Below are 9,862 nucleotides of genomic sequence, written 5' to 3'. Positions count from 1 at the left end.
GCCATGCTCGGCAGGGGCTTGACCGGCAATGCCCCAACGCAGCATGGCCGCGCTTCGCCAAAGCGACCCTCACCCCAACCCCTCTCCCGCAGGAGAGGGGCTCAAACCGTAGTGCCGAGCCATGCTCGGCAAGAGGCTTCACCGGTAATGGCACCCGCGCAGCATGGCTGCGCTCTACGGATTCGCGGCTTACGCTGCTCCCACAACCTCGGCAGCGGCATGCAGGTGCTCATACAGGATGGTGCAGCCGATGATGATCAGGATCACGCCGCCGATGATCTCGGCGCGCTTGCCAGCCAGGTTGCCCAGCACGCGACCGAGCATGATGCCGATCGTCACCATGGTCATCGTGCACAGACCAATCACCAACGCGACCACGCCGATGTGCACGTCCAGGAAGGCCAGGCCAACGCCGATGGCGGCAGCATCGATGCTGGTGGCGATACCGGTGGCGGCCAGGCTCCAGAAGCTCTTGTGCTGGGAGCCACTGGCATCCTCGGCAACGTCTTCCTCTTCGGGTTTCAGGCCGGCAATGATCATGTGGACACCGAGCACGCCCAACAGGCCGAAGGCGATCCAGTGATCAAAGGCTTGTACGTACTGTGACGCCGCGCGGCCGAGTAGCCAGCCGATGATGGGGGTGATGGCTTCGATCACGCCGAAGATGAGGCCGGCGCGCAGGGCATCGGGCAGGCGCGGTTTGCGCATGGCCGCACCCTTGCCGACAGCCGCAGCAAAGGCGTCGGTGGACATGGCCAGGCCGATGAAAAGAATGGAAAGCGGGGACATTGCAGTTACCGGGTCGGGCGGACACAAACAGCATGCGTCGCGCCCAACCGTCGTTGCGCACGCATGCCGCTGGTCTCGCCAACCGGGTCTGGCTGCCCACGCCACGGCGCTCTGGCCGAGTATGTTGACGTGGGCGCTTCCATTGCTGGAAGCAGGCTACTCCCCAAGGGAGCGCGGATTGTAGCAGCAAGCGGCGCGCCGTTCTTGCAGGAGCGGCGTCAGCCGCCACGCCCGTGGATCACGGTGGCCGGGCACAACGCCATTCAGGAATCGGTGTTCTGCGGGGTGCCAGATGACAGGGACTTGGCTGCCCTTTGCAGGCTCAGTGGTTTCGCGGCTTACGCCGCTCCTGCCGGCTCAGTCCTCTTCCGGCGGCAGCACGATGGCGTCGTCGTCGATGGCCAGCTTGCCGGCCATCAGTACCGCCTGGGTGCGATTGGTCACGCCCAGCTTGCGCAGGATGGCGGTGACATGCGCCTTGATGGTGGCCTCGGAAACGCCCAGGTCATAGGCGATCTGCTTGTTCAGGCGGCCTGCGCCCAGCATCTGCAGCACGCGGAACTGCTGCGGTGTCAGCTCGCGCAGGCGCTGGCCGACTTCGCGTTCTTCGTTCGGGGTGGGCGGTACGTTGTGTGCCTCGGCCGGCGCCCAGCGCTCGCCATCGAGGATGGTGCCCAAGGCATGGCCGATGGTGTCCGAGTCGGCCGACTTCGGGATGAAGCCGAACGCCCCGTGATCAAGCGCGCGCCGCATCACCGTCGGCTCCTCGCGTGCGGAGACCACCACGATCGGCAACTGCGGATGCAGCGAACGCAGGTGCACCAGCGCGTTGAAGCCTTGCGCGCCGGGCATGTTGAGGTCCATCAACACCAGGTCGGCATCGGGATGCTGTTCGGCCAGTGCGTACAGCGCTTCGACGCTGTCGGCCTCCATCAGCTGCACGCCGGGTATCACGCGTTGCACCGCGCCCTTCAGGGCTTCGCGGAACAGCGGATGGTCGTCGGCAATGAGCAGGGTAGGCATGGGGGCAGGAACTAGGGGGAGGGAAATAGGAACTAGAGAGTGGAAGCGGGGGCGCAGGTAACCGTCAGAGCCTACTCCCCGCAGGAACCAGGAGCGAGCGGGGCCTGCTTTGGCCTTCGCTCGTTCCTGGTTTCTGGCTAGTGGTTCCTGGCTGTTTGCTGGCCTTACCTGACCTTGCGTTCTTCCACCAACGAGGCGACGACCGAGGGGTCGGCCAGCGTGGAAGTGTCGCCGAGCTGATCAGGCGCGTTCTCGGCGATCTTGCGCAGGATGCGGCGCATGATCTTGCCCGAGCGGGTCTTGGGCAGGCCCGGTGCCCATTGCAGATGATCGGGGGCAGCGATGGGGCCGATTTCCTTGCGCACCCAGGTCACCAGTTCCTTCAGCAGTTCATCGGTCTGCGCTTCGCCGGCAATCAGGGTCACATAGGCATAGATGCCCTGGCCCTTGATCTCGTGCGGGAAGCCGACCACGGCCGCTTCGGCCACCTTCGGGTGCGAGACCAGCGCGCTTTCCACTTCCGCCGTACCGATACGGTGGCCGGAGACGTTGATCACGTCATCGACGCGGCCAGTGATCCAGTAGTAGCCATCTTCATCGCGACGGCAGCCGTCACCGGTGAAGTAGCTGCCCGGGTAGGTGCGGAAGTAGGTATCGATGAAACGCTGGTGATCGCCGTAGACGGTGCGCATCTGGCCCGGCCACGAGTCGCGGATGATCAGGTTGCCTTCGGTGGCACCTTCCAGCGGTTCGCCGTCGGCACTGACCAGCGCCGGCTGCACGCCAAAGAAGGGCAGGGTTGCCGACCCCGGCTTCAGGTCGATTGCGCCCGGCAGCGGCGAAATCAGGATGCCGCCGGTTTCGGTTTGCCACCAGGTATCGACGATCGGGCAACGTGCATCGCCCACTACGTCGTAATACCAGCGCCAGGCTTCCGGATTGATCGGCTCGCCGACGCTGCCGAGCAGGCGCAGGCTCTTGCGCGAGGTGCGCTTGACCGGCTCCTCGCCTTCGCGCATCAGTGCACGGATGGCGGTGGGGGCGGTGTAGAAGATGGTGACCTGGTGCTTGTCGATCACTTCCCAGAAACGCGAGGTATTCGGGTAGTTCGGCACGCCTTCGAACATCACCGAAGTAGCACCGTTGGCCAGCGGGCCGTAGACGATGTAGCTATGGCCGGTGACCCAGCCGACGTCGGCGGTGCACCAATAGATGTCGTCCTCGCGCAGGTCGAACACCGCCTCATGGGTGTAGGCCGCATACAGCAGGTAACCACCGCTGGTGTGCAGCACGCCCTTGGGCTTGCCGGTGGAGCCGGAGGTGTAGAGGATGAACAGCGGATCTTCGGCGTTCATGCGCTCCGGTTCGCACTCGGCCGGCTGGGTATCGACCACATCGTGGAACCAGCGGTCGCGCGGTGCCTGCATGTCCACCGCGCCACCGGTGTGGCGTACCACCAGCACGGTTTCCACGGTGTTGGTGCCGGGCAGCTTGAGTGCGGCATCGACGTTGGCCTTCAGCGGCACCTTCTTGCCACCGCGCAGGCCTTCGTCGGCGGTGATGATCAGCTTGCTGGCGCAGTCACCGACGCGGTCGGCAATGGAGTTGGCGGCAAAGCCACCGAACACCACCGAATGGATGGCGCCGACGCGGGCGCAGGCCAGCATCGCCACCGCCGCATCGACGATCATCGGCAGGTAGATGGTGACGCGGTCGCCCTTCTTGATGCCGAGGTTGCGCAGGGCATTGCCCAGCCGGCAGACGCGCTCGTACAGCTCGCGGTAGGTGACCTTCTGCGCCGGGCTGTCCGGACCATCGGGCTCGAACAGGATGGCGGTCTTGTCGCCGCGGGAGGCAAGCTGCCGGTCAAGGCAGTTGACGCTGACATTGAGCTCGCCGTCCTCGAACCACTTGATGCGGAAATCGTCGAGCTTGTAGCTGACGTTCTTGATCTTGGTCGGCTTCTTGAACCAGTCCAGCCGCTCGGCCGCCTTGGCCCAGAACGCATCGGGGTTCTCGACCGATTCGCGGTACAGCTGTTGGTAGGTGTTCTTGTTGATGCGCGCCTTGTCAGCGAACGCGGGATCAACGGGATAAACATCAGTCATGGCAACCCTCACCTTTGCACGTGTAACCAATGAATGCGCCCTGCCTGATGGCAAGGCGGGACACCCCAAGTGTGCCGCATCCACCCCATGCCGCGCTGCCCTGTGACTTAGACGATGGTCGAACAGACGCCGGCGTACGACTAATGGCGAATAGCCGCCCGCTGGCAAGGCCGCGCACGCTGGCTGCGACCGTGCAACCGGTGCGGCCCGTTCGCCAGCCTGGAGAGAGGCAGTCCCAATGAATCGAAACATGTTGAAAACGGCCCGCCGGCCGCTCGCCGCTGCATTGTTCGTCGCGCTGGTCGCGCCCGGCATGGCGTTCGCCGAAACCGCCAAGGAAAAGGCGCTGGAAGCGCGCGTAGCCGATCTTGAGCGGCAGGTGCAGCTGCTGCTGTCCACCCAGCAGCAACAGCAGGGTGCCATCACCCAGACCCAGAACGATGTGGTGCAGGTGCGCAGCGCCCAGGCCGAACGCGCAGCCGCGCCGGCGGTGCCGGCAGGCAAGCAGCCCATTCAGGTCACCACCGTTACCCCGGGCGCCGCGCCGGGCACCACCTTCAAGGTGGGCGGCTTCATCAAGACCGATTTCCTGGCCACCCGTACCGGCGACGGTCAGCTGGCCGACGACGCCACCGGCCGTTCGCTGTACCTGCCGGGGCAGACCCCCGTGCATGGCGCCGGCGGTTCGGGCAAGGCATCGGACGTGGACTACAACGCCCACGCCAAGTTCTCGCGTTTCAACCTGGGCGTGGACCACGTGGCCGAAAACGGCGACAAGGCCGGTGCGGTGCTGGAGATGGATTTCTTCGGCAACTCGCTGGGCAACCAGACGGCCACCAACACCTACGGCGTTACCCTGCGTCACGCCTACATGTATTGGAACAACTGGCTGGCCGGCCAGACCTGGTCCAACTTCATGGATGCCGGTTCGTTGCCGGAAGCCGCCGACTTCGTTGGTCCCACCGATGGCGTGGTGTTCGTGCGCCAGGCACAGATCCGTTACACCAATGGCGGCTTGAGTGTTGCCTTGGAAAACCCGGAAACCACGACCCTCACCGGAACCTTCAACCCGGTCACCAACAGCTGGAACGTGCCGGCAGTGGCCAACTCCGATCGCGGCTCGTTGCCTGACCTGACCGTGCGTTACGGCTGGAAGGGCGACTGGGGCACCTTCGGCGTCGCCGGCCTGGTGCGCCAGCTCAAGCTCGACAACCAGACCACCGGCGCCGATGCCAGCAAGGTTGCAGGCGGTGTCACCGTCGGCGGCAAGTGGCTGATGGGCGACAGCGATACCCTGCACTACCAGTTGACCGGCGGCGAAGGTATCTCCCGCTACATCGGCCTTGGCATCACCGCCGACAGCGGCTATGACGCCATCCGCGACGAGATCGACCCGACCGGCGTGGTCGCCGCCTATGTTGGCTGGCGCCATGCATTCACGCCCAAGCTGCGTACCAACCTGATCTATGCGCGCAGCGATTACGACAACAATGCCTCGATCACCGGCGACCTGGTGACCAAGAACGTGCAGTCGATCCGCGGCAACATCTTCTACACGCCGATGCCCAAGGTCGATATCGGCGCCGAGCTGATGTATGGCGTGCGCGAAATCGAGAACGGCAACAAGGGCGATATCAGCCGCGTGCAGTTCACCACCAAGTACAGCTTCTGATTTATCCAGCGGCGTGGGCATCACGCCCGCGTCGCTGGCCCGAAGTCGCAGTACGCACCATCTCCCTACCCCCACGGGGAGCACTCATGTCACCGCCAGGGCCTGCCTTGCAGGTACCGCGCTCGTATTCCCATGCCTGGAGAATCCCGATGAATGCTTCCGTCGATCCCCGTGTTGAGCGGATCGCCTCCAACCCGGCCTACCAACGCTTGCGCAGTACGCGCAACAAGTTGGGTTGGACCCTGACCATCCTCATGCTGGTGGGCTATTACGGCTATATCGGCCTGATCGCCTTCGACAAGGCCTTCCTCGCCACGCCGATTGGTCCCGGCAAGATCACCACCGTCGGCATCCCCATCGCCTTGGGCCTGATGGTGTTCACCATCGCCATCACTGGCTTCTACGTGCGCCGCGCCAACAAGGAATTCGACGCGCTGACCCAGCAGATCGTGGAGGACGCACAATGAGCCACTCCCTGCTGCGCTCGGGCGCGTTGCTCGGTCTGCTGCTTGCCAGCGGTGCGGCCTTGGCCGCCGGTGGTGATATCGGCCAGACCGTGCGCCAGCCCACCAACTGGACGGCGATCATCATGTTCGCCGCGTTCGTGCTGTTCACCCTGGGCATCACCAAGTGGGCCGCGGGCCGCACCAAATCCGCGTCCGATTTCTACACTGCCGGTGGCGGCATCACCGGCTTCCAGAACGGTTTGGCGATTGCCGGTGACTACATGTCGGCCGCCTCGTTCCTGGGCATCACCGCTGCGGTGATGACCAACGGCTATGACGGCCTGATCTATGCGCTGGGCTTCCTGGTGGGTTGGCCGATCCTGACCTTCCTGATGGCAGAGCGCCTGCGCAACCTCGGCCGCTTCACCTTTGCCGACGTCGCCGGCTACCGCTTCCAGCAGAAGCCGATCCGCATGTTCGCGGCATCGGGCACGCTGGTGGTGGTGCTGTTCTACCTGATCGCACAGATGGTGGGTGCAGGTGCGCTGATCAAGCTGCTGTTCGGCCTGGACTACTGGGTGGCGGTGGCGCTGGTGGGCGTGCTGATGATGGTCTACGTGCTGTTTGGTGGCATGACCGCCACCACCTGGGTGCAGATCATCAAGGCTTGCCTGCTGTTGTTCGGCGTGACCTTCATGGCCTTGATGGTGATGTGGCACTTCAACTTCAGCTTCGAGGCCTTGTTCACCGAGGCGGTGCGGGTCAAGACCCAGATCGCGGCCAACAGCGGCAAGAGCGCGGAGGAAGCAGCCAGTACCGGCTTGGCGATCATGGGGCCAGGCGGCTTCGTGAAGGATCCGATCTCGGCCATCTCCTTCGGTATGGCGCTGATGTTCGGTACCGCCGGCCTGCCGCACATCCTGATGCGCTTCTTCACCGTTCCCGATGCCAAGCAGGCACGCAAGTCGGTGCTGTGGGCAACCACCTGGATCGGCTACTTCTACATCCTGATCTTCATCATCGGCTTCGGTGCGATCGCCTTGGTGCTGACCAACCCGGAGTATGCGGACCCGGTCACCGGCACCATCCAGGGCGGCCCCAACATGGCAGCCGTGCTGGTCGGCAAGGCCGTGGGCGGCAACATGTTCATGGGCTTCATCTCGGCCGTGGCCTTCGCCACCATCCTGGCCGTGGTCGCAGGCCTGACGCTGTCCGGTGCATCGGCGGTATCGCATGACCTGTATGCCACGGTGTTCAAGCGGGGCAACCCGCCGCCGGGTTCGGAGCTGCGTGTCTCGCGCATCACCACCTTGGCATTGGGTGTGGTTGCGGTGCTGCTGGGTATCGTGTTCGAGAAGCAGAACGTGGCCTTCATGGTGTCGCTGGCCTTCGCCATCGCCGCATCGGCCAACTTCCCGGTACTGATCCTGTCGCTGCTGTGGAAGGACTGCACTACCCGCGGTGCGGTGATTGGTGGTTCCCTGGGCTTGGCCTCGTCGCTGATCCTGACCCTGCTGTCGCCGTCGGTATGGGTGGACACGCTGGGCAACCCGGCCGGCAGCGCGCCGTTCCCGTACACCAGCCCGGCGCTGTTCTCGATGACGATCGCCTTTGTCGCCATCTGGTTCTTCTCGATCACCGACAAGAGCAAGAATGCCCAGGCCGAGCGTGCGGCCTACCCGGCACAGCAGGTCCGTGCCGAGACCGGCATTGGTGCGAGCAAGGCGTCCTCGCATTGATTGCCTGAGTAGCGGGTAATGAAAAGGGCCGTCTCCGCAAGGGGGCGGCCTTTTTCTTGAAAGGCAGAGCACCCCAACCCTGCCCATGCCTTTGGCAAAGGAAGAGGGCGGAATCGGTGCGCGGCGGTCAGCTGAGAGGTCACAGGCTTTGTTCCCTCCCTTTGCCGCAGGCAAGGGGAGGGTTGGGGAGGGGGGCTTTACCGCCTGGGCTCTCGGCTTTGCGCTGCCCGTCACGCCGGTGCCGCATGCCCCGCTTCACCTCCCGTCGCGGCTCGGTTTACAGTGGCCGCTGAGCTTGGGGGAGGCATCATGGATCCACAGACCGACGATTCCAGCAATCTGCAGGCACGTCTCACGCAGCTGCGCGAGGCCTGGCAGGCACGCAAGCCGGAGTACGCGCAGCGCCGCGATGACCTGCGTCGCCTGCGTGCGGCGTTCAAGGCGCGCATCCCGGCGATGACCGAGGCCATCGCCGCCGACTTCGGCCACCGTTCAAAACACGAATCGGTGATTGCCGATGGCATGACCGTCACCGGCGAGATCGATCATCTGCTCTCGCATCTGCGTGGCTGGATGCGGCCGGAGCGGATTGGCGTGGGCTGGCGCTTCTGGCCGGCACGGGCGCAGGTGCGGCCGCTGCCGGTGGGCGTGGTCGGGGTGATTTCACCCTGGAACTACCCGGTCAATCTGGCCCTGGTGCCGCTGGCCACCGCGATTGCCGCCGGCAACCATGTGATGCTCAAACCTTCGGAACATACGCCGAACAGCTCAGCCTTCCTGCAATCGCTGTTGGCGGAGGTGTTTCCCGCTGATCGCGTGGCGGTGGTGCAGGGCGATGCCGGCGTGGCCTCGGCGTTCTCGGGGCTGCCGTTCGACCATCTGGTGTTCACCGGCTCCACCGCGATCGGCCGCAAGGTGATGGCGGCCGCCGCGCAGCATCTGACCCCGTTGACCCTGGAACTCGGCGGCAAGTCACCGGCCTTGGTAGCAGCGGATTATCCGGTGGAAGGCGCGGCTGCACGGCTGGCGACCGGCAAGTGGTTCAACGCCGGACAGACCTGCATCGCGCCGGACTATGTGTTGATCGACGAGGGCCGGGTAGATGCGCTGGTTGCCGCGTTGCGTGCGCAGGTGCAGCAGCGTTATGGCGACTTCAGTGATGCGGCCGATTACAGCCGCATCATCAACGAGGGTCAGTACCAGCGCCTGCAGGGCTATGTGGACGATGCCCGTGCGCGCGGCCTGCAGGTGTTGCCCTTGGCCGCCATCGATGCGGAGCGCTCGCGGAGCGAGCGCCTGTTCCCGCCGACCTTGATCCTGCAGCCGGGTGATGACGCCGCGGTGATGCAGGACGAGATATTCGGGCCGATCCTGCCGATCCGCAGCTATCGCTCGCTGGATGAGGCCATCGCCACCATCAATGGCCGTGACCGTCCGCTGGCCTTGTATCCCTTCAGCCATGACAAGGCGACGGTGGAGAAGATCGTCGGGCAGACGCTGGCCGGTGGTGTCACCGTCAACGACACCTTGCTGCACTTCGCGATCAACGGCCTGCCGTTTGGTGGCATCGGTGCCAGCGGCATGGGCGCGTACCATGGCAAGGCAGGGTTTGATGCGATGAGCAAGCGCTTGCCGGTGCTATGGCAGACGCGGCGCGCGGGTAGCGACCTGCTGAAGCCACCGTATTCGAAAGTAGCGCGCTTCATCGAGATGATTTCGCGCTGAGCTGGAAAAGCCGCAACCAGGCCCCGTAGGGCCGGTTGCGGTGACCCCGGCACGAGGGAGAGGGAGCCGGGTGTCGAAAAGCTTTTGAAGGCAGCAAAAAAGCATGCGATCTTGAAGCCCCTCTCCCGCGCGCGGGAGAGGGGTTGGGGTGAGGGCGCTCTGAAAGCACGTGGAGCAAAGGCTTTTAAAGCTTTAGAAGCTTTTAAAGCTCCCCCTCATCCGGCCTTCGGCCACCTTCTCCCGCGCGCGGGAGAAGGGAGGAATCAAGCACTACGTTGATCGGCCGACTTCGCTCAGCCGCCCAACTCATCCGCAATCCGCTGACGCAAGGTCTGCAGATCCTTGGCAAACGCTTCGATA

Annotated in this window: 7 protein-coding genes and 1 riboswitch; of the genes, 4 read left to right on the top strand and 3 right to left on the bottom strand. The window is 64.4% G+C overall.

The features are described from left to right. Positions 1 to 189: 189 nt before the first annotated feature. From RT460_RS17855 to acs, 3 genes are all read right to left on the bottom strand, one after another. Entirely contained in the window at positions 190 to 789 is a 600-nt protein-coding gene (locus tag RT460_RS17855; RefSeq protein ID WP_313320912.1) for a manganese efflux pump MntP family protein, read from the bottom strand. An 11-nt stretch (positions 790 to 800) separates the two neighbouring features. Continuing rightward, positions 801 to 959: riboswitch (yybP-ykoY riboswitch) on the bottom strand. 187 nt (positions 960 to 1,146) lie between these two features. After that, positions 1,147 to 1,812 (bottom strand): response regulator transcription factor, encoded by a 666-nt coding sequence (locus tag RT460_RS17850; RefSeq protein ID WP_293707950.1) that lies wholly within the window; start codon positions 1,810 to 1,812, stop codon positions 1,147 to 1,149. Positions 1,813 to 1,976: 164 nt separating this feature from the next. After that, the gene (gene acs, locus RT460_RS17845) at positions 1,977 to 3,920 is read right to left on the bottom strand and encodes an acetate--CoA ligase (RefSeq protein WP_313320910.1); all 1,944 of its coding nucleotides are present in this window, start codon (positions 3,918 to 3,920) and stop codon (positions 1,977 to 1,979) included. Positions 3,921 to 4,170: 250 nt separating this feature from the next. Here acs and RT460_RS17840 point away from each other — a divergent pair, with 250 nt between their 5' ends. The 4 genes from RT460_RS17840 to RT460_RS17825 all read left to right on the top strand — a co-directional run bounded on the left by RT460_RS17840 (position 4,171) and on the right by RT460_RS17825 (position 9,502). Next, positions 4,171 to 5,592, top strand: coding sequence for a DcaP family trimeric outer membrane transporter (locus RT460_RS17840; RefSeq protein WP_313320908.1), 1,422 nt, complete (start codon positions 4,171 to 4,173; stop codon positions 5,590 to 5,592). A 149-nt stretch (positions 5,593 to 5,741) separates the two neighbouring features. After that, on the top strand, positions 5,742 to 6,059 hold the full coding sequence (locus RT460_RS17835) for a DUF485 domain-containing protein (RefSeq protein WP_313320906.1): 318 nt from the start codon (positions 5,742 to 5,744) through the stop codon (positions 6,057 to 6,059). After that, on the top strand, positions 6,056 to 7,777 hold the full coding sequence (locus RT460_RS17830) for a cation acetate symporter (protein WP_313320904.1): 1,722 nt from the start codon (positions 6,056 to 6,058) through the stop codon (positions 7,775 to 7,777). The genes RT460_RS17835 and RT460_RS17830 overlap by 4 nt, the downstream gene beginning before the upstream one ends. A 309-nt stretch (positions 7,778 to 8,086) precedes the next feature. Then, positions 8,087 to 9,502 carry a coniferyl aldehyde dehydrogenase gene (locus tag RT460_RS17825; RefSeq protein WP_313320902.1) on the top strand — a complete coding sequence of 472 codons (1,416 nt, stop codon included), beginning with the start codon at positions 8,087 to 8,089 and terminating at the stop codon, positions 9,500 to 9,502. The last annotated feature ends 360 nt before the right edge of the window (positions 9,503 to 9,862 follow it).

It is taken from the genome of Stenotrophomonas sp. (assembly GCF_032061965.1).
GTDB lineage: Bacteria > Pseudomonadota > Gammaproteobacteria > Xanthomonadales > Xanthomonadaceae > Stenotrophomonas.
This window is presented reverse-complemented; position numbering and strand designations above follow the sequence as displayed.

What these genes read in the sequence shown, in the direction of transcription:
- RT460_RS17855 (WP_313320912.1), bottom strand. Translation starts at nt 789, where the DNA reads ATGTCCCCGCTTTCCATTCTTTTCATCGGCCTGGCCATGTCCACCGAC.
- RT460_RS17850 (WP_293707950.1), bottom strand. Translation starts at nt 1,812, where the DNA reads ATGCCTACCCTGCTCATTGCCGACGACCATCCGCTGTTCCGCGAAGCC.
- acs (WP_313320910.1), bottom strand. Translation starts at nt 3,920, where the DNA reads ATGACTGATGTTTATCCCGTTGATCCCGCGTTCGCTGACAAGGCGCGC.
- RT460_RS17840 (WP_313320908.1), top strand. Translation starts at nt 4,171, where the DNA reads ATGTTGAAAACGGCCCGCCGGCCGCTCGCCGCTGCATTGTTCGTCGCG.
- RT460_RS17835 (WP_313320906.1), top strand. Translation starts at nt 5,742, where the DNA reads ATGAATGCTTCCGTCGATCCCCGTGTTGAGCGGATCGCCTCCAACCCG.
- RT460_RS17830 (WP_313320904.1), top strand. Translation starts at nt 6,056, where the DNA reads ATGAGCCACTCCCTGCTGCGCTCGGGCGCGTTGCTCGGTCTGCTGCTT.
- RT460_RS17825 (WP_313320902.1), top strand. Translation starts at nt 8,087, where the DNA reads ATGGATCCACAGACCGACGATTCCAGCAATCTGCAGGCACGTCTCACG.